The sequence below is a fragment of the Raoultibacter massiliensis genome (assembly GCF_900199545.1).
Taxonomy (GTDB): Bacteria; Actinomycetota; Coriobacteriia; order Coriobacteriales; family Eggerthellaceae; genus Raoultibacter; species Raoultibacter massiliensis.
The window spans coordinates 2645360-2663586 of sequence record NZ_LT962671.1 but is presented as its reverse complement, the minus strand read 5'-3'; the positions used below and the strand labels follow the sequence as shown (position 1 = coordinate 2663586).

At 58.2% G+C, this 18227-nt stretch carries 17 protein-coding genes; 14 read left to right on the top strand and 3 right to left on the bottom strand.

Translation table 11 applies throughout. The features are described from left to right. Nucleotides 1-205: 205 nt before the first annotated feature. Nucleotides 206-1333 carry a UDP-glucose 4-epimerase GalE gene (gene galE / locus C1719_RS15485; RefSeq protein ID WP_102375915.1) on the bottom strand — a complete coding sequence of 376 codons (1128 nt, stop codon included), beginning with the start codon at nucleotides 1331-1333 and terminating at the stop codon, nucleotides 206-208. Between the two features lie 535 nt (nucleotides 1334-1868). Between galE and C1719_RS15480 the strand changes: the two genes are divergently transcribed. After that, nucleotides 1869-3284: a phosphohexomutase domain-containing protein gene (locus tag C1719_RS15480; protein ID WP_102375914.1), complete on the top strand. Its 1416-nt coding sequence runs from the start codon at nucleotides 1869-1871 to the stop codon at nucleotides 3282-3284. Nucleotides 3285-3332: 48 nt separating this feature from the next. Here the strand turns inward: C1719_RS15480 and C1719_RS15475 are convergent, their stop codons facing one another. Further along, nucleotides 3333-3818, bottom strand: coding sequence for a hypothetical protein (locus C1719_RS15475; RefSeq protein ID WP_245874569.1), 486 nt, complete (start codon nucleotides 3816-3818; stop codon nucleotides 3333-3335). A gap of 124 nt (nucleotides 3819-3942) precedes the next feature. Here C1719_RS15475 and C1719_RS15470 point away from each other — a divergent pair, with 124 nt between their 5' ends. The 9 genes from C1719_RS15470 (at nucleotide 3943) to tnpA (ending at nucleotide 10347) form a co-directional block, all read left to right on the top strand. Beyond that, on the top strand, nucleotides 3943-4197 hold the full coding sequence (locus tag C1719_RS15470; protein WP_102375912.1) for a dynein gamma chain protein: 255 nt from the start codon (nucleotides 3943-3945) through the stop codon (nucleotides 4195-4197). 2 nt (nucleotides 4198-4199) lie between these two features. Continuing rightward, nucleotides 4200-4622, top strand: coding sequence for a nickel-responsive transcriptional regulator NikR (gene nikR / locus C1719_RS15465; protein ID WP_102375911.1), 423 nt, complete (start codon nucleotides 4200-4202; stop codon nucleotides 4620-4622). A 43-nt stretch (nucleotides 4623-4665) separates the two neighbouring features. Beyond that, on the top strand, nucleotides 4666-5718 hold the full coding sequence (gene hypE, locus C1719_RS15460) for a hydrogenase expression/formation protein HypE (protein WP_102375910.1): 1053 nt from the start codon (nucleotides 4666-4668) through the stop codon (nucleotides 5716-5718). Between the two features lie 324 nt (nucleotides 5719-6042). Then, nucleotides 6043-6654 (top strand): 4Fe-4S binding protein, encoded by a 612-nt coding sequence (locus tag C1719_RS15450; protein WP_102375908.1) that lies wholly within the window; start codon nucleotides 6043-6045, stop codon nucleotides 6652-6654. Between the two features lies 1 nt (nucleotide 6655). After that, nucleotides 6656-7318 (top strand): ABC transporter permease, encoded by a 663-nt coding sequence (locus C1719_RS16145; protein WP_102375907.1) that lies wholly within the window; start codon nucleotides 6656-6658, stop codon nucleotides 7316-7318. Further along, nucleotides 7305-8270, top strand: a complete 966-nt coding sequence (locus tag C1719_RS16140) for a glycine betaine ABC transporter substrate-binding protein (RefSeq protein WP_245874568.1) — start codon at nucleotides 7305-7307, stop codon at nucleotides 8268-8270. Before C1719_RS16145 ends, C1719_RS16140 begins: the two co-directional genes overlap by 14 nt. 2 nt (nucleotides 8271-8272) lie before the next feature. Next, a complete protein-coding gene (locus C1719_RS15435) occupies nucleotides 8273-9055 on the top strand; it encodes an ATP-binding cassette domain-containing protein (RefSeq protein ID WP_102375905.1) in 783 nt (260 codons plus the stop codon). Nucleotides 9056-9477: 422 nt separating this feature from the next. Then, on the top strand, nucleotides 9478-9666 hold the full coding sequence (locus C1719_RS15430; RefSeq protein ID WP_102375904.1) for a 4Fe-4S binding protein: 189 nt from the start codon (nucleotides 9478-9480) through the stop codon (nucleotides 9664-9666). Nucleotides 9667-9825: 159 nt separating this feature from the next. Then, nucleotides 9826-10347: an IS200/IS605 family transposase gene (gene tnpA / locus C1719_RS15425; RefSeq protein WP_180963402.1), complete on the top strand. Its 522-nt coding sequence runs from the start codon at nucleotides 9826-9828 to the stop codon at nucleotides 10345-10347. A gap of 414 nt (nucleotides 10348-10761) precedes the next feature. Here tnpA and C1719_RS15420 read toward each other — a convergent pair whose 3' ends face one another. Next, nucleotides 10762-12417 (bottom strand): FAD-dependent oxidoreductase, encoded by a 1656-nt coding sequence (locus C1719_RS15420; protein ID WP_102375903.1) that lies wholly within the window; start codon nucleotides 12415-12417, stop codon nucleotides 10762-10764. A gap of 175 nt (nucleotides 12418-12592) precedes the next feature. Here C1719_RS15420 and C1719_RS15415 point away from each other — a divergent pair, with 175 nt between their 5' ends. The 4 genes from C1719_RS15415 to C1719_RS15400 all read left to right on the top strand — a co-directional run bounded on the left by C1719_RS15415 (nucleotide 12593) and on the right by C1719_RS15400 (nucleotide 18223). Next, nucleotides 12593-14104, top strand: a complete 1512-nt coding sequence (locus C1719_RS15415) for a helix-turn-helix domain-containing protein (protein ID WP_102375902.1) — start codon at nucleotides 12593-12595, stop codon at nucleotides 14102-14104. 431 nt (nucleotides 14105-14535) lie between these two features. Then, nucleotides 14536-16440, top strand: coding sequence for a molecular chaperone DnaK (dnaK, locus tag C1719_RS15410; RefSeq protein WP_102375901.1), 1905 nt, complete (start codon nucleotides 14536-14538; stop codon nucleotides 16438-16440). 2 nt (nucleotides 16441-16442) lie between these two features. Beyond that, nucleotides 16443-17174 (top strand): nucleotide exchange factor GrpE, encoded by a 732-nt coding sequence (locus tag C1719_RS15405; RefSeq protein ID WP_102375900.1) that lies wholly within the window; start codon nucleotides 16443-16445, stop codon nucleotides 17172-17174. Nucleotides 17175-17281: 107 nt separating this feature from the next. Beyond that, nucleotides 17282-18223, top strand: coding sequence for a DnaJ C-terminal domain-containing protein (locus tag C1719_RS15400; RefSeq protein WP_102375899.1), 942 nt, complete (start codon nucleotides 17282-17284; stop codon nucleotides 18221-18223). The last annotated feature ends 4 nt before the right edge of the window (nucleotides 18224-18227 follow it).

Here is an 18227-nt window from a genome sequence, read left to right as displayed (position 1 = left end):
AGGCTCTGGCGGCGGCGAGGCAGGCGGTTCGGGCGGCGGTGATTCCGGCGGCCAATCCGGCGGCGAAGCGAGCGGAATTTCGGCGGAGGCTGCATAACGCGTTCGCTGATGCATTTCGAAAAGCGGCTGGCAAACAATCAAAACGACCCCGTCATCAACTGCGATGACGGGGTCGTTCTCTTACGACGAGCAGTGCTGCGGCTCGCTAGTCGGCATACCCGTTCGGGTTTCCCGATTGCCACCGCCAACTGTCCGCGCACATGCGATCGAGATCGTAGAGGGCGGTCCAGCCCAACTCGTCTGCCGCTTTTTTGCACGCTGCGTAGTTTTCCGCGATGTCGCCTGCGCGTCGAGGCTTGATTTCGTAGGGGATCTCTTTGCCACAGGCTTTTTCGAAGGCGTGAATCACTTCGAGCACGCTTGTGCCCGTGCCGGTACCCAGGTTGAAGATTCCCACACCGTGACGCGTGCCGTCGGCATCGGCTTCGCCTTCGATGCTGCCGAGTCCGATGGCCTTGCCCGTGCCCACTTTGCCGCCCATCCATTCGAGCGCTTTCGCATGGCCGCGAGCAAGATCGACCACGTGGATGTAATCGCGGACGCCCGTGCCGTCGGGGGTGGGGTAGTCGTCGCCGAACACGCCGACTTTTTCAAGCTTGCCGGTGGCCACTTGGGCGACGTAGGGCAAAAGGTTGTTGGGGATTCCCTTGGGGTCTTCTCCGATGAGGCCGCTTTCGTGGGCTCCGATCGGGTTGAAGTAGCGCAACAGCACGATGTTCCATTCGTTATCGCCGATATAGAGATCGGTGAGGATTTGCTCGAGCATGCTTTTGGTTTGCCCGTAGGGATTGGTTGCCTGATGCTTCGGGCAGTCTTCGGTGATCGGGATGAACTCGGGATCGCCGTACACGGTTGCGCTGCTTGAAAATACGAGGTTCTTCACGCCGTGTTCGCGGGCGACTTCGCAGAGCACAAGCGTTCCCGCGATGTTGTTCCAGTAGTATTCGAGCGGCTTTTGCACGCTCTCGCCAACCGCTTTGAACCCGGCAAAATGGATGATCGCCGCGATGTCGTTTTCGGAAAAAATACGTTCGAGCGCCTCGCGGTCGAGAATGTCTGCTTCGTAGAAAGCAATGCGCGCATCGTCGGCCCCCGTAATCGTTTTTACGCGATCGACGGCCTTTTCGCTCGAATTGCTCAGGTCGTCGACGATGACCACGTTGTAACCCTGGTCGAGCAACTCGACGCAGGTGTGGCTGCCGATGAAGCCTGCGCCCCCGGTTACGAGAACGGTGATATCGCGAGGTTCCTTCGCCAAGCTCATGTTTGCCATGGATATCCTTTCGTGCAGCTAATCTGCAGTTTTCAGACTGGCTCCATGGTAGCAGCAGGAAGGCCCTTTCGGGGGTTCGTCAAAAAACGCTCATGTGGCCGGAGGCCATTCTTCGGAGCTCGGGAGTCGGGTGCGAAACATACGGCAAGTCGGCGTTTACGATGTGCGAGGAGGTGCATCGGCGTTTTCGAGAGCAAGCTTTCGAACTGTAATTAACCTTATCCAAGACTATTCTTGACAAAGGATAAATAGCAGGATATACTGCATTCCAGTAGACCGGTATCCTTCCTTTCTACTCGTCTTGCAGGAACCGTCATCCCCCTGGCGGTTCCACTTCGTCCAAAAGGAGCCCTTCGGGGCTCCTTTCCTTTTCGCGTGATCTCCCTTGCTTGGCATGCCCATGAATCCTCGATGCTTTTTGAGCGCGCTTCGCACGTGGTGGCTATAATGTTCGAGGTGTTTCAGCTATAGCGAACGAAGCCGCGCCGAACCGATTCGATGCGGTTGCGCTCGCGTTCATGTTGAGGAGACAAGCATGGCAGATGCAATACATTTCGGAACCGATGGTTGGAGAGCCATCATCGGCGAAGATTTCACCAACGAGAACCTTGTGCGCGCGGTCGATGCTGCTGCGACCGTGTTCAAACAAGAGGCGCTTGCAGCCGGCCGGCCGGCTGATAATCCGGGAACGATCATCGTCGGTCACGATTGCCGGCAAGATGCGCACGCCTACGCGCAGCTTGCTGCCCAGGTTGCCGCATCGCACGGATTCGCGGTCAAGCTCACGGCTGATTACTGCCCGACGCCCACGCTGTGCTGGTCGGTCAACCAGGACCCCGAAGCGGTCGGCGGCATCATGCTTACGAGCAGCCACAATCCCGCCGAATATCTCGGCGTCAAACTGCGCATGTCCGATGGCGGCGCTTCTTCCAAGGAGTTCACCGATCGCGTGGAGGCCCTTCTTGCAGACGAGCCAACCGAAGCGCGCGGAGCCTATGTCGAAGTCGATCTCGTCTCGCCGTATCTTGAGGCGCTGAAAAGCCGCGTTGACCAGGATGCCATCAGAGCGGCGAAGCTGCGCGTCGTGGTCGATCCCCTGTACGGGGCGGGGCGCAGGCATCTTGCCGGGCTGCTTGAAGATCTTGGCGTCGAGGTTGTGGAAATCAACAACGCCGAAGACCCGACGTTTGACGGCTTGCACCCCGAGCCCATTCCGCCATGGGTCGATCGCGGCATGGCGAAGGTGACCGAGCTCGGGTTCGATGCCTGCTTCATCAACGACGGCGATGCCGATCGCATCGGCGCGGTGGACGAGCACGGCAACTTCGTCAACCCCCATCGTATCATCACGTTGCTCGTATCGCATCTCGCCGAAGACAAGGGCGAAACGGGTACGGTCGTTTCCACCATCACCGCTTCCGCCCTGCTTGCCCGTCAGTGCAAGCGCCTCGGGCTCGAGCTGATAAGCACGCCGGTGGGATTCAAGTGGATCTACGCCGAAATGGAGAAAGGCGGCGTGATGATCGGCGGCGAGGAATCAGGTGGCATCGGCATCCCCTCCCACGTCATGGAGCGCGACGGTCTGCTTATGGCGCTGTTGCTTGCCGAAACCATGGCGCAGCGCAACATGAGCCTTGGCGAGCTTGTCGACGACATGTTCGAAAAGCTGGGGCGCCTCGAGTTCGCCCGCCGCGGCTTGGCTCTTTCCGAGGAGCAGATGAACGCGTTTCGCACCGACATCATGCCGGTTTACGAAACCGGGGAAATCTGCGGCAAAAAGGTTGTGGACGTGGATCGCCGCGACGGCGTGAAGTTCCTGCTCGAGGGTGATGCATGGGTCATGATGCGCCCGTCGGGAACCGAGCCCCTCGTGCGCGTGTACGCCGAGGCGGCAACGACCGAAGAGGTTGAGGCGCTGCTCGATGCCGCCGCAACGATAGTGGGCGCATAGGCGCCGTTGCGCGACGGTTTCGGTATGCACGGATAGATGCGGATAGAACTAGTTGCGCGTTGGGCCTGGGAGGCGCTTGAGCAAGCCCCAGGCCCGTTGTTTTTCTTCGGGTGAGGCGAGCATGGATTCGAAATCAGCAAAGCCGATCACCGTGCGTCCGAGAACGCGGCTTTTATCGGGTACGGGAATATCGCAGTGGTAGGCGCGTGCGCACGCCTGGGCGCTTGCCTGGTCGGTGATTACCATAGCAAGGGGATCGAGCCCCTCAACGGCCGAGAAAACATCGGTATCGGAAAGATCGTTCGGAGAAGCGCCTTCGGCAACGGGGCCGGTAACGAAAAAGGCGCATGCTCCGCTTCCGTATCCGAGCGCTTCAACGGAGTTTTCAAGGGCATGGCGGGCTTTGTCGGAAAGAGGGGCATGGCTCACGATGAGCACGGGGCACGAAAACGCGCCATCGAGCCGCGCTCCGAAGCGATCCCACGTTTCGACAAGAGAAACCTCATACATGTTACTGTTTGCGGATTTTTTCACACCGCTCCTTGAACTTACCGAGCAATCGCCGTATAAAGAAGCATAATAGCAAGAAACGGGCGGATGCCGAAGCGGACGGACGGTTCGATCGGTGCATTCGCATAACAAAAGAAGGGAAGGCGCCATGTGCACCAACGGAGTTAACGTTTCCCAGTTCAAGATGATGCTCGAGCAGATGGACGATCAGGTTGCCCTCAACCGTCGCTGGACCCATAAGCTGTACCATACTGCCGCCGATGCGGAGTACGCGAAGACCGCGGAAACCCTGAAGGAGATCCAGGGCCTGCTCGACGAGGCTCGCGCGCTTCTAACCGATGCTCAGGACGCTCTCGATAAGGATGCGAACGGCGCAAGCGGCGTAACCGTGAACCTGGTGTAGCCATGAGCAACGACCTCATGCGGTTTTCGGTCGCGATGCCCGAGGACTTGCTTGTGCGGTTCGATCACCTTGTTGCACGCCGCGGGTTGGCGAAGAACCGCAGCGAAGTGGTTCGCGATCTCGTGCGCGATGCGCTGGTCGAAGACGAGTGCGCAACGCCGGGGGCGGAAGTGGTGGGAACGCTGACGATCGTGTTCAACCACCATGCAAGCGATCTTCAGGAAAAGCTCCACGCGATTCAGCACGAGTTCTTCGACATGATCATCTGCTCGACGCACGTTCACCTTGATCAGCACAATTGCCTTGAAGCCATCGTGCTGCGCGGCGAAACGGGGCTCGTGCAGGATGTTGCGAATATGATTCTCGGAACAAAGGGCGTCAAGAACGGCCGTCTCGTTTTGACGACGACGGGCCAGTTCATTTAACGCGCCTTCCGTTTTACGGTTCTTCGATAGAAAGCACGGGATTATGGACGATACGGTATTGCTCGGCCACGGCAGCGGCGGCACGATGATGAAGCGAATCATCGACGAAGTGTTTTTCGAGGCGTATGCAGGCGAAAGCCTTTTAAGGGGCAACGATGCCGCTGTTTTGGCACCGGCTTCCGAAGCGAAGCCCTCGGCCGAGGCGCTCGCCTACAGCGGTTCGCTTTCGTTTTCCACCGACAGCTTCGTGGTCGACCCTCATTTCTTCCCCGGCGGCGATATTGGGCGGCTCGCCGTATGCGGCACCGTGAACGATGTGGCTACCGCCGGCGCCGAGCCTCGGTACCTCAGCTGCGGATTCATCCTCGAGGAAGGGTTTTCGATGGATGATCTGCGTCGCATCTGCACCTCGATGGCCGAGGCCGCTCGCGAAGCCGGCGTCGAAATCGTCACGGGCGACACGAAGGTGGTCAACCGCGGGCACGGCGATGGCATTTACATCAATACGAGCGGCGTCGGCTACGGCTATGCGGGGATCGATTTGGGCGGCGAGAAGTGTGCACCTGGCGATAAGGTGCTCGTCACGGGAACGATGGGCGACCACGGCATAACCATCATGAGCTGCCGTGAATCGCTGAGCTTTGCGGCCGATATCGAATCGGATGCGGCTCCCCTCAACCATCTCATCGCCGAAGTGATCGAAGCGGCTCCCGATGTGCGCTGCTTCCGCGATCCGACGCGCGGCGGCCTCGCGTCGACGCTCAACGAGCTTGCTGCCCAATCCGGAACGGATATGACCATCGAAGAGGATGCGGTGCCGGTGAAGCCGGCCGTTCTCGGTGCATGCGAGATGCTCGGATACGATGTTTTCCAGGTGGCGAACGAAGGCAAGATGGTGTGCGTGGTGCCGGCGGGCCAAGCCGAGGCGGCGCTTGCCGCCATGAGGGCGAACCCCTACGGCAAAGACGCCGCCATCATCGGCGAAGTTTCCGCGATGCAGCCGGAGCGCGGCCCGAAGGTTTTTCTGCGCACGGCGTTCGGCAGTACGCGTATTCTCGACATGCTGGTGGGAGAGCAGCTTCCGCGCATCTGCTAAACCGTGTTCGCCGTGCGGCTCAGCGCGCTGGGCAGGCGTCGCGCGGCTACCGATAGAGCGAACTGCGAAGGCGCAGCTTACGGGTTGCGCCTTTTTCGTGCATGGGCGCATGGGCACCGATTGGATACCAAGGCACAAGCAAGTACCTGATTTACTTCGCTCGCTTCGCGGCTCATACTGAGGCATCGATCGCGCGGGCGAAGCGGTTGTTGCGCATCCGCAGCTCGATGCGCGCCGTCTGCCCGGCGGCTTATGCAGCAGGACGCGTTTTCGCGGCGGCGATCGATGCGTGACTGGGTATACTGATATCGAAGGAAGGATGCAATGGACGCAAAAGCGAAAAAATACGTCGACCTATTCCGATCGGTCAAGATCGCATCGGCGGCGACGGTCGACGAGAAGGGGCATCCCCGCACGAGGATCGTCAACGTGATGCTGGCTGATGATTCGGGAATGTATTTGGTGGCCAGCAAGGGCAAGCCGTTTTACAAGCAGATGGTCGAAACCGGTGAAGTGGCGCTTTCGGCCATGTGCCCTGAATGCCAGAGCCTTAAGTTCCTAGGGAAATGCCGCATCGCCGACAAGGAATGGCTTGACAGGGTTTTCGAGGAAAACCCTGGGCTTAACGAGGTGTATCCCGGCAAGACCCGCTACATTCTCGATGCTTTCCACGTTTACGAAGGGCAAGGCGAGTGGTTCGATTTGCTGCATCATCCCATCAGCCGCGAAGCGTTCTCGTACGGAGGAGCGGAACCGGAGCATTCCGGATTTCTCATCACCGAGGAGTGCATCGAATGCGGCTCGTGCCTCGAAACGTGCCCGCAGCAGTGCATCGAGGCGGGATCGCCCTATCGCATAGAGTGGCAGCATTGCCTTCAGTGCGGCGCATGTTTCGACGCGTGCCCGGCTGGCGCCGTTCGAAGGCTGCATCCCTGATATGGAATTTCTGCAAGAAGTAGCTGCGCTGTTCGTCGATCGAGCCGACTGGTTCGCCTCTCTTCTCGTCGAGCATATAGCGCTTTCCGCTATCGCCATCGCAATCGCAGGCACGCTCGGGCTGGCGCTCGGCATCCTCATCGCCGAGCATCGTCGATTCGCCCCGTTCATCATCGGCGTCTGCAACGTGGTGTACACCATTCCGTCGATCGCGCTTCTCGGCCTGCTCATTCCCCTGCTCGGCGTAGGTGGCACCAACGCCATCGTCGCGCTCATCATCTACGCGCTCATGCCGATGGTGCGCAATACCTACGTGGGCCTTACCGATATCGACCCCGATATCATCGAGGCCGCACGCGGCATGGGGTCGACCCGCATGCAGACGCTTGTCCATGTGAGGCTGCCCATGGCCACGAGCGTGATCCTCGCTGGCCTTCGCTCGATGGTCGTGATGACTATTTCGGTCGCCGGCATCGCCGCGTTCATCGGCGCCGGCGGTCTGGGCGTCGCCATCTTCCGCGGCATCACATTGTACAATCCTGCCCTCACGTTTGCAGGTGCGCTCATGATCGCGCTGCTTGCGCTTGCAGCCGATCTGCTTTTGGGGCTTATCGAGAAGCGCTATAAGAAGAAGAGGAGACTGACGGTTCATGAAAAACAGTAGAACGAAAGGCCCGCAGGTGCGCAGGCGGCTGCCGCTTATGCTGGCCCTTGCGATGGTTTTCGGCATTGCGCTCTTCGCGCTTGCGGCATGCGCTTCGGATGGCGGCGAGGGGGGATCGAGCTCGTCTTCGGCAGACCCGATCGAGATCGCCACCAAACCCATGACCGAGCAGTATATCTTAGGTGAAATGCTCAAGGCTCTCGTCGAGGATGCTGGCTACGAAGCAAACGTGACCAAGGGCATCGGCGGCGGAACGAACAACATCCAACCCGCCATGGAGCGCGGCGATTTCGATCTGTACCCCGAGTACACTTCGAGTGGTTGGGTTTTGGTGCTCGATCATCAGGCCGAAGGCGTTGCCGATGACGAGATGCTCGAAAAGCTCAAGGAAGAATACCAGACTAATTTCGGCATGACGTGGGTTGGCATGTACGGGTTCAACAACACGTTCACCGTTGCGGTGCGCGATGAGGTTGCGCAGCAATACGGCCTCAAGACCACGAGCGATCTGGCAGCGGCGGCCCCCGAACTCGTTTTCGGCGGAAACCCCGATTACATCGAACGCGAAGACGGCTTCCCTGTGCTCACCGAAACCTACGGCCTTTCCTTCAAGCAGGTCATGGATATCGATATCGGACTCAAATACCAGGCCTTGCGCAATGGCGATATCGATGTGACGAACGGGTTCACAACCGATGCCCAGCTGGCTGCGGGCGGCGTGACCACGCTCGAAGACGATAAGCACCTGCAGGTGAACTACTTCTGCTCGACGGTCGTGCGCCAAGATGCGCTCGACAGCCATCCAGGGCTCGAAGACGCCCTCATGAAGATGGACGGCATCCTGAGCGACAAGGAAATGGCCGAGCTCAACTACAAGGTCGAGGTGGAAGGCCAAGACGAAGCGAAGGTTGCGCGCGACTTCCTCGTTTCGAAGGGAGTTCTCGAAGGCTAGCCATGGGAAGCGATGCGGAGAAAACCACGACTGAGCGCGCGATGAGCGCACCCGATGACGTCGATGCGATCATCGAACTCGATCATGTGGAAAAATCGTTCGGCGATACGGCGGTGCTGCACGGCATCGATCTGGCGGTGCGCCGAGGCGAGTTCCTTACCATCGTCGGACGGTCGGGCTGCGGCAAAACGACGCTGCTTAAGATGGTGAACGCGCTCGAGTACCCCGATAGCGGCCGCGTTCTCGTAAACGGCGAAGAGGTCAAGGAGTCCAACCGCGTCGAGCTCAGGCGCTCCATCGGGTACGTGATTCAGAGCGTGGGCCTGTTCCCGAACATGACGGTGGGCAGAAACGTCGCCTACGTGCCGCGCCTTACCCGTGCATGGTCGAAAGGGCGGGAGCGCCTGGAAGTGGCGCGTCTGCTCGCCGCAGTGGGGCTCGATCCCGAGCTTGCCTCGCGCTACCCCAACGAGCTTTCGGGCGGGCAGCGCCAGCGCGTCGGCATCGCTCGGGCCCTAGCCGCCGAGCCGCTCATCATGCTCATGGACGAACCGTTCGGCGCCGTCGACGAGATCACGCGCCGCTCGTTGCAAGATGAGCTTCTGAACTTGCAGCGCCGTCTCGGTTTGACGATCCTCCTCGTTACCCACGACATTCGCGAGGCCCTCAAGCTCGGCGATCGCGTGCTCGTTATGGAAGAGGGTCGCATTGCGCAGCTCGCCGAGCCTGACGAGCTCGTATCCCGACCCGCCGATGCCTTTGTAGAAGAGCTCATCGGGGGGTAAGCGAAGCGTGCTTGCTTGCGGAATCGCCTGGCGGGTTTTCGACAACCCAAGCATGGTCCAGCCGGACACCTGGCTGGACCAATTGCGGTAACGGCGCTTCAGGGCGAGAAGCGCCGCATTTGCGTTGCGGCGGCGTTGCCATCGGAAGATGTGCGTTGCATTGCGGAAGGGAATTCATGAACGAGGGCGCCCTTGCTTTCGAAACGATGCGCTTGATGCCCCGTCGATCAGGCGGTATGCAACTTCTACCCAAAATTCGCGCGCTGTAAAACCATGTCGTTTGTCCGCAATATCAGCCGAAACCTGAAAAATCTGCATTTTGCCTTGCAATTACAGTGAGGAATGGTATCTTGCGGGCAGAAAGTTTTTGGTAGGCGAGGGTTCCTCCAATAAGAATTCTTTCAGACGAGAAGGAGAATAATATGTCCCATCCGGTTATCGAAGCCGACGAGTGCGTCGGCTGCGGGATTTGCGTTGATGCATGCCCGCAAGAAGTGCTTGAAGTCGTTGGCGGCGTCGTTGAGGTTGTGAACGAGGATGCTTGCATCGCCTGCGGCGATTGCGTCGAGGAATGCCCCATGGGCGCCATCCCCGAGGTTATCGAAGACTAGCCGTCGAAAAATCTGCTTGAAGCAAGCTCCCGGTTGCAGAGGCAATCGGGAGCTTTTGCATTAGGGCTTTAGCCCGTCGGCCGCGCAAAGCGCGGACGATATCAACCACCCGCTATGCGGGTGCGCGACAGATGTTATACAAAATCACCTTCCTATACAATGGCGATTGTTCAGGTCGTCCAGCGAATTAGGAAGGTGATTAATTTGGCGCAACAGTCGCATAGCCTGTCGCACACGAAGTGGATGTGTAAGTATCACATCGTCTTCACTCCGAAGTATAGGCGCAAAATTATCTACAATCAATTGAGGACTAGCATTGGGAGCATACTCCGCACACTATGCGGATACAAAGGCGTTGAGATACTAGAAGGGCACCTCATGCCTGATCATGTTCACATGCTAGTGAGCATTCCGCCGAAGATAAGCGTCTCTAGTTTTATGGGGTATCTGAAGGGAAAGAGTTCCCTGATGATTTTCGACAAGCATGCCAATCTCAAGTACAAGTTCGGTAACAGGAAGTTTTGGGCCGAAGGTTACTACGTAAGCACGGTAGGTCTTAATGAGGCCGCTATTGCAAAATACATTCGCGAACAAGAAAAGCACGACATTGCACTCGACAAGTTAAGCGTTAAAGAATACGAAGACCCGTTCATCAAAGGACAAGGCAAGCTGCCACTTTAAGTGGCTTGTTGCGAGTCAAAAGCTATACGGCCTGAACACAAGTGAAGGCCAGCGTCTTTAGGCGCTGGCTGGTAATCCTTGGGGTTATACCCCTAGAGCAAACCACCCGTTTTCACGGGTGGTTCTGATTTCGGGACATGTTTCTTTCGCCTGGCTTGCCGCTAGCGATTCGGGAGCCGTTGGCTATTCGGATTCTCAACTGGCAACAGCGGATATTCGGAAAAAGCCCGGGCTTCGGTTTATCGATAGGGGTCGGCATCCGTGTCTTGGTGGCGGTCTGCGCCAGACGGTCGCTGGCGCAGAAGAGATGCTCGCCCAGGAGAAGCACCCGTCGCAGCGCATGCCGTTCGCCAAAGCGCGCCGCCCGAAGGCAGGCCTCTCGGCGAGCGAAACGCCAAGAGGCCTCGATGTTTGTTACGCCCAGCTATCAAGCTGCCCGGCGTGTTCGGCGGCTAGATAGGCGAAAACCATTCCGGGACCGTTCGTCCCGCCTGCGCCCGTGTAGTACTTTCCCGGCGTTCCGCATCCGGTTGTGTTGCCGCATGCGTAGAGACGGGGAATGGGGTTTCCCGCCGTGTTGATCGCTTGGCCGTTCTCGTTGATCTGGATGCCGCCTTTTGTTCCCTGGTACGTGGGGACGATCTCGGCGGCATAGAAGGGGGGCTGCGTAAGGCCGCCGAGCGTCGGCCCGCTGTTCATCATGTTGTAGTTTTCGAACTCCGATTCGCCCCGATGGAAGTCGGTGTCGGTTCCGTTTTCCGCATCGGCGTTGAACTTCTCTACTTGGGCCTTCAGTCCCTCGGGGTCGATGCCTATTTTCTCAGCCAGTTCTTCGATGGTGTCTGCCGTGTAGCCCCATTCGGGAAGGTCTCCGTCAAGGCCGACGCCGAAGAATATGTCTCCCTTCGAAGGGTCAGCCAATGATTCGCGCACGGATTGGTCGCAGATATACCAGGCGGGTACATTGGTCAGCTCCATATCGCCTGTCGTCGATTGCCCTTGGAATCCAAACCAGAGAGAATCGTAATCGGAAGCCTCGTCGCAAAAACGCTTGCCTTGACGATTGACGAACATCGATCCCGGTTTAGTTTGATAGGCATAGAGGGAAACCTTGGTAGAGCATACCTTCTCTTCGTAATACTGCTCGCTCAATGCTTTGAAGTTTATCTGGCCCCAGCCCCATGGCATCATGGTCAGGTTGGCCCCAACGGCTTGCGCCATGAGAATGCCGTCCCCTGTAGACTCGGGGACGCACATGCAGCCCTTGACGGGGATGGGGTGATACGCGTTGAGCATGTCTTCGTTGTAGGAGAATCCACCTGTTCCGACAAGGACGCCCTTGTTGGCCTTGATGGCAATCTGGTTGCCCTTCGCGTCTTCGGCGATAACTCCAAGCACCTCTTGACCGCCGTCTGAGGTTGGGCGCGACACGAGTCGTTTGGCAGGCGTTTCGGTCAAAATTTTACCGCCGAGGGAAACTATCTCATCCGCTTCAGGCTGGGTGAAGTGCGCCCCGGAACGCACGCCGTCGATTACGCAGGAAAGCGATCGCATGTCGCGGCTGGCACCCTCCCATTGGGCATGGTAGTCGATGCGAGGGCTGACGGACCATTCGCAACCTGTTTTTTCTGCAATGAAGTTAACCATTTCGGAAGCTCTGTCGATGTACGCATCGATGATCGCTTCGGTTGATAGTCCGGCGGCGACTTTGGTCATGTACTTTTTAGCAAGGTTTCTATCGTCTTTCTCGGTGGAGAAATCGTTGCAGGGAACCCAGACTTGGCCGCCCGACAAAGCCGTGGTTCCCCCGATGGTTTTTGCTTTTTCGAGTACGATAACGGACATGCCGTCGGCAGCAGCCTTGAGAGCGCCCGTCAGGGCCGTTCCCGTTCCCAGTACGACGAAGTCCGCCTCTTCGTCCCATGTTTCTGGAATGGCCGAATCGGCCGATGCGGAAGCCGAGCCCGCATTCGCTCCCGGCCCCGAGCACCCGGCGAGGCCGAAAACGCTTAAAGCCGCTGCGGACAACCCCGCCGTTGTAATAAACTGCCTGCGATTGATGTCTTTCATAAATGCCCTCCTAGTATATGGCGTGATTCGCTATCCGAACCTGTTGCCATGCTAGGCGCGTTTCGAGAGCCGCCCATCGACCAGAAGGGCTAAACCCATCGACCCTTTTGGTCTATATTCAAATACTTCGCGGAACAATCGGAGACTTTGCTACACTGTGGGCGAGGGGGTCTCTATGGGAACGCATTCGCCAGAAAAAAGCGCAAAGACGATTGCGGCGGTTTCGGCTAGAACGGCGGTACCGGCCGGGTTCGCGATCGCCTGGCTGTTCGTTGTCTTTCTCTCGGCAACGCTATATCGAAACAGCGCAGATGTTGGATCGGCAACCCTTTCGACGGTGTTCTGTTCGATCTTTTTCTTCGCTGCGTCGGCGCTTGCTCTCGGTTTTTTCAATACGCAGAAGCTGAGCGAGCACAAGCGGAAGCTGCATGGTGCGGGTCTTGCTGTTTTAACCGGCGCATCGGTGCTTTTTCCGTTGCGCGGCCTTGTCGGAATAAGCGATTGGGCCGCCCTTGCCGTCTTCGGGCTGCTTGCGGGAATCGGCTTGGCGCTCGTGGTTCTCTTCTACGTGTCCGTCCTATCGACCATGTCGTTTGCCGCCGTAGTCTCTTGGTACCTTATTTCTCTGACTGCGGGGGTTGGGTTGTTCTTCCTTTATATGATCGCAGTGCCAACCGACCTCGTCGCTTCGTTTTTTTGGCTTTTGCCGGTTCTATCGGCAGGTCTGTCCTTCGCCTTATCGCGAAATCGGCTCGAGAGGCAGAGCATGTTCAGCACGTATGCCCGTTCGCTTGCCAAGAGCCAATTGCGAGCTATGTTCGACCATAGGGCGTTTCCGTACTTTATCGTTGTAAGCGGGTTCTTGTTCGGCTACTGCTATAACGTCTATCCTAAATCGACTCGTTTCGCGGGCGTCTATACCGAAGCCGCGTTCGGGCTTGTAAGCTTGGCTGCGGTTGCCCTGCTTGTCGTTTGCCTTGCTGTTGTGGGCGTTCTCATTCTCGTTGGGAGATTGGCGAAACGCAAAAGCGCCTATGTTTTGGGCAGCATGCTTCTCGTCGCCCTCGCGGTCATGTATTTTTGCCTACCGAACATGCCAAGCAGCTGGATGCTGTTCGTCATGCTCGACGGTGCGGCCGTTTCTACCGCGCTGTTCGCGCTTCTCGGGGTTCTTCTGCGCTTCTCTTTGGGCGATGCAAAGCGCTTTCGACAGTTTTTTCTCTTGCTTGCGGGAAGCGTAGTCGCGGGTGCGAGCATCGCGGCCCTCTTCATCGAAACGACGATACCCGATCCGATGATCGTCGTTCCCGAGTTTCTTCGCGATGCCGTGATCGTCGGCACCCCGGCGATAGGGTTCATCATCCTCGCCCTCATGTTCTTTCTCTTGTCCCAAAACGCTTTTTTCCCCGCTGCGACGGGCGCCCAACCCGATGCAATCGGGGTCTCCGACATACATGCTGCACGTGAAGTGATTGCCGAGCGCTTTTCGCTGACCCCACGTGAAGAGGAGATATTGGGGATGCTCCTGCTTGGGCGAAGCGGACCTTATATTTCCGAAGACCTGTATTTGTCGAAGAGTACGGTAAAGACGCATATTCGCCATATTTACGATAAAACAGGCGTGTCGTCTCGACAGCAGCTGATCGACCTTGCCCATGGCGTGCGCGAAGGCGAATCCGGAAAATAACAGAAACCTGGCGCGGCCATCGAAACCGACTCCCTTGCAATAAATCTTACGCGAGCGGAAACGAAGCAACGAAACTCTTTTAACACGGCAACAAAGCGGTGAACATCCTTGCGCGCTTTATCCAAAAGTATAAGGTGTAACCAAGTTCAAGCCGTCGGACTGAGCCTGCTTGAGCGAAAGGGCGCCATGAGTCATCCCGTGGAACGTTCACATATCCTATGAAATGTGTACGAAAGTAACGTGAAGATGACAATTGAGAAATTCTCAAAAGTAAAATGGCAAGAAACTTGACAACATCAGACTTAGATTATATAGTTTCAGTCATCGGAAAGGTTCGCATGCGCGGACCTTTGCATATATGAGATTACAGGTTAAGCAACAGACGTAAGCACATAACGAAGGCAACAAACTCAGAGTGAGAGGAAGCAATAATGGCAAAGATCATCGGAATCGACTTAGGAACCACTAACTCGGCGATGGCGGTAATGGAAGGCAGCGAGCCCGAAATTCTGGTCAACGCCGAAGGCGATCGTACCACCCCCTCCGTCGAAGGCTTCCGCAAAGACGGCGAGCGCGTCGTCGGCAAAGCGGCAAAGAACCAGGCGGTCACCAATCCGGAAAACACCGTTTCGTCCGTGAAGCGCTTTATCGGCCGTTCCTACAACGAAACAAGCGAAGAGCAGAAAACCGTCAGCTACAAAGTCCAGAAGGGCAAGGACGGCCGCGCCGTCGTCGACATCGAGGGCAAGGATTACACCCCCGAAGAGATTTCGGCCATGGTTCTCCAGAAGCTGAAGAACGATGCGGAAAAGCAGCTCGGCGGCCCGGTCACCCAAGCGGTCATCACCGTCCCCGCGTACTTCAACGACGCTCAGCGCCAGGCAACCAAAGACGCTGGCAAGATCGCCGGCCTTGAGGTTCTCCGCATCATCAACGAACCCACGGCTGCAGCGCTTGCCTACGGTCTCGATAAGACGAACAAGGATCAGCAGATCCTGGTATTCGACCTCGGCGGCGGCACGTTCGACGTTTCGGTGCTCGAGCTGGGCGACGGCGTCTTCGAAGTTCGCTCCACCGCAGGCGACAATCACCTCGGCGGCGACGACTGGGATCAGCGCGTCATCGACTGGATGGCCGACAAGTTCAAATCTGAAAACGGCATCGACCTTCGCCAGGACAAGATGGCCCTGCAGCGTTTGAAGGAAGCTGCCGAGAAGGCGAAGATGGAGCTTTCGTCCACCACGCAGGCCAACATCAACCTGCCCTTCATCACGGCAGACGCCTCGGGTCCGAAGCATCTCGATTACACGCTTACCCGCGCGGAGTTCGAGCGCATCACCAAAGATCTGCTCGATCGCTGCAAGAAGCCCGTCGAGCAGGCGCTGAAAGACGCTGATCTCAAGGCAGGGGACATCAACGAGGTCATCCTCGTCGGCGGCTCCACCCGTATGCCCGCCGTGCAGGAACTCGTCAAGCAGATGACCGGCAAAGATCCGAACATGTCGGTGAACCCCGACGAGGTTGTCGCCATGGGCGCAGCTGTTCAGGGCGGCGTGCTTTCCGGCGACGTCGAAGGCATCCTGCTGCTCGACGTGACCCCGCTGTCGCTTGGCGTTGAGACCATGGGCGGCGTTATGACCAAGATGATCGAGCGCAACACCACGATCCCGACTCGCAAGACCGAGATCTATTCGACTGCGGCAGACAACCAGACCTCCGTCGAGGTGCACGTCCTCCAGGGCGAGCGCGAGATGGCTTCCGGCAACAAGACGCTTGGCAAGTTCCAGCTCACCGGCATTCCGGCTGCGCGCCGCGGCGTTCCTCAAATCGAGGTCACGTTCGACATCGACGCCAACGGCATCGTGAACGTGTCGGCAAAGGATCTCGGCACCGGCAAGCAGCAGCAGATCACGATTTCCGGCTCGACCGCGCTGAACGACGACGAAGTCGATCGCATGGTCAAAGATGCCGAAGCGCATGCCGAAGAGGACAGGCGCCGCAAAGAAGAGGTCGAGATCCGCAACAACGCCGATGCTCTTGTGAACGCAACCGAGCAGACGCTCGCCGAGGTTGGCGACAAGGCTCCCGAGGATGTGAAGAAGCAGGCCGAGGAAGCTATCGCCGAGGCGAAGACCGCTCTCGAGGGATCCGATATGGATGCCATCAAGGCTGCAACTGAGAAAATGCAGGCTGCTGGATACAAGCTTGCCGAAGTGGTGTACTCCACCCAGGGCGATGCTGCGGGCGCCGCGGCAACCGCTGCGGAGACGACCCCGGCTGACGATACCATCGAAGCGGACTACGAGGTTGTCGAAGACGACAAAGAAGGGAAGTAATCATGGCTGTGCCCGATAAGGACAAGGTCGTAGGAACTTCTCGCTCACAAGCAAACCCGGGCGGTGGCCCTGCCCCCACCCATTCCCCCTCCCCCAATGGGGCTGCCGCCAAAGACGAAACCCGTCAGGCAGCCGGTTCGAAAGAGCCGGCTGCGGACGGGGAAGCGTCGAAGGATCAGCCGGCGCAAGCCGACGAGGCCGAGGTGCTCGATCCCGAAACCATCAGCGAACTCGAACTCGAGTCGGCGCTCGTGGCTCAAGCCAAGGCCGAAGCGGCGGAATGGCAGGACAAGTTCGTCCGTCTGCACGCCGAGTGGGATACCTATCGCAGGCGCACTGCCGACCAGCGCGCCGAGGAGAAGGCCCGTGCGGCTGAAAAGCTCGTCGAGAACCTTCTTCCGGTGATCGACGATTTCGAACGATCGATCGACTATGCGCAGAAGAACGGCGAGACGGGTCTTCTGAGCGGAATAGAAGCGGTTCACGCCAAATTCGTCGATGCCCTCAAGCGCGATGGAGTCGAAATCATCGATCCGAAGGGTGAAGCGTTCGATGCGCTTGAAGCTCAAGCGGTCGCGACGGTACCCGATGCGTCGGTGCCTGACGAAACGGTGGCCGATGTTTATCAGAAGGGCTACAAAATGGGCAAGAAGGTGCTCAGGCCAGCTATGGTAACGGTAACAACTGGCGGACCGAAGCGGGAAGTCCCGAAAGAGACCGAAGAAAAGAAGTAAGCGAGAGGCGGGCGAGCGGGTTACATGCAGCCCGCTTCTGCTTCTAGGACAAATATTTGACATGCCGCCGGATAGGCGGCGAAGAAACATGAAAGCGAGGTGGACGCATGGCGACGACAACGACACCGGATTATTACAAGACGCTGGGCGTTCCACGGAACGCAACGGCCGACGAGATCAAGAAGGCCTATCGCAAGCTCGCGCGCAAGCATCATCCCGATGCGGGCGGCGACGAGGCGAAATTCAAAGAAATCAACGAAGCGTACGAGGTTTTGAGCGACGAAAAGAAGCGCGACCTCTACGATCAGTACGGAACAGCCAACGAAAACCACATTCCGCAAGGATGGGGAGGCGCCCAAGGCGGCAACCCGTTCGGCGCAGAGGGTTTCGGCGGCTGGGGCGATATTCTCGAAAGCATCCGTCGCGGCGAAGGCGCATTCGGCACCGAGTGGGATTTCGGCGGCTTCGGAGGCTTCGGCGGGCAAGCCCAACCGCGTCCCCAGCGCGGCCAGGATATGAACGTCACGCTTTCGGTGAGTTTCGACGAGGCTTTCAAAGGCGTCGAAAAGCGTGTGAGCGTGCGGGTGCCGGGCAAAGCCGACAAAGAAACGCTGACGGTGAAGGTCCCGGCAGGCGCCGTGGACGGAGGCCGCTTGCGCTTCAAGGGCAAGGGCGGTCTCGGCGAAAACGGCGGGGTGAACGGCGACCTGCTTATCACCACCAAGATCGAATCCCATCCGTACTATTCGCGCCAGGGCGCCGATGTGAACGTGGCCCTGCCGGTCACGGTTGCCGAAGCGGCACTCGGGGCGAGCATCGTGGTTCCCGCGCCCGACGGCACGAAGGTCCGCGTGAAGGTTCCGGCTGGAACGCAGGACGGCACCGTGCTTACCATCAAGGGCAAAGGCGCTCCCAAGGTAAAGGGCGAAGGCAGCGGAGATTTGAAGATCAACGTCGACGTTGTGGTTCCGAAGGCCATGAACGACGAACAGAAACAGGCCATGGAAGATTTCCTGGCTGCAACGAAGGACGACATCAGGAGTTGGTAGTGCG

Bases quoted from the DNA above. Each gene is read 5' to 3' on its own strand.
- C1719_RS15470 (WP_102375912.1), top strand. From the start codon at position 3,943: ATGTGCACCAACGGAGTTAACGTTTCCCAGTTCAAGATGATGCTCGAG.
- galE (WP_102375915.1), bottom strand. From the start codon at position 1,333: ATGGCAAACATGAGCTTGGCGAAGGAACCTCGCGATATCACCGTTCTC.
- C1719_RS16145 (WP_102375907.1), top strand. From the start codon at position 6,656: ATGGAATTTCTGCAAGAAGTAGCTGCGCTGTTCGTCGATCGAGCCGAC.
- C1719_RS15480 (WP_102375914.1), top strand. From the start codon at position 1,869: ATGGCAGATGCAATACATTTCGGAACCGATGGTTGGAGAGCCATCATC.
- C1719_RS15415 (WP_102375902.1), top strand. From the start codon at position 12,593: ATGGGAACGCATTCGCCAGAAAAAAGCGCAAAGACGATTGCGGCGGTT.
- dnaK (WP_102375901.1), top strand. From the start codon at position 14,536: ATGGCAAAGATCATCGGAATCGACTTAGGAACCACTAACTCGGCGATG.
- C1719_RS16140 (WP_245874568.1), top strand. From the start codon at position 7,305: ATGAAAAACAGTAGAACGAAAGGCCCGCAGGTGCGCAGGCGGCTGCCG.
- nikR (WP_102375911.1), top strand. From the start codon at position 4,200: ATGAGCAACGACCTCATGCGGTTTTCGGTCGCGATGCCCGAGGACTTG.
- C1719_RS15400 (WP_102375899.1), top strand. From the start codon at position 17,282: ATGGCGACGACAACGACACCGGATTATTACAAGACGCTGGGCGTTCCA.
- C1719_RS15420 (WP_102375903.1), bottom strand. From the start codon at position 12,417: ATGAAAGACATCAATCGCAGGCAGTTTATTACAACGGCGGGGTTGTCC.
- hypE (WP_102375910.1), top strand. From the start codon at position 4,666: ATGGACGATACGGTATTGCTCGGCCACGGCAGCGGCGGCACGATGATG.
- tnpA (WP_180963402.1), top strand. From the start codon at position 9,826: ATGGCGATTGTTCAGGTCGTCCAGCGAATTAGGAAGGTGATTAATTTG.
- C1719_RS15435 (WP_102375905.1), top strand. From the start codon at position 8,273: ATGGGAAGCGATGCGGAGAAAACCACGACTGAGCGCGCGATGAGCGCA.
- C1719_RS15405 (WP_102375900.1), top strand. From the start codon at position 16,443: ATGGCTGTGCCCGATAAGGACAAGGTCGTAGGAACTTCTCGCTCACAA.
- C1719_RS15430 (WP_102375904.1), top strand. From the start codon at position 9,478: ATGTCCCATCCGGTTATCGAAGCCGACGAGTGCGTCGGCTGCGGGATT.
- C1719_RS15450 (WP_102375908.1), top strand. From the start codon at position 6,043: ATGGACGCAAAAGCGAAAAAATACGTCGACCTATTCCGATCGGTCAAG.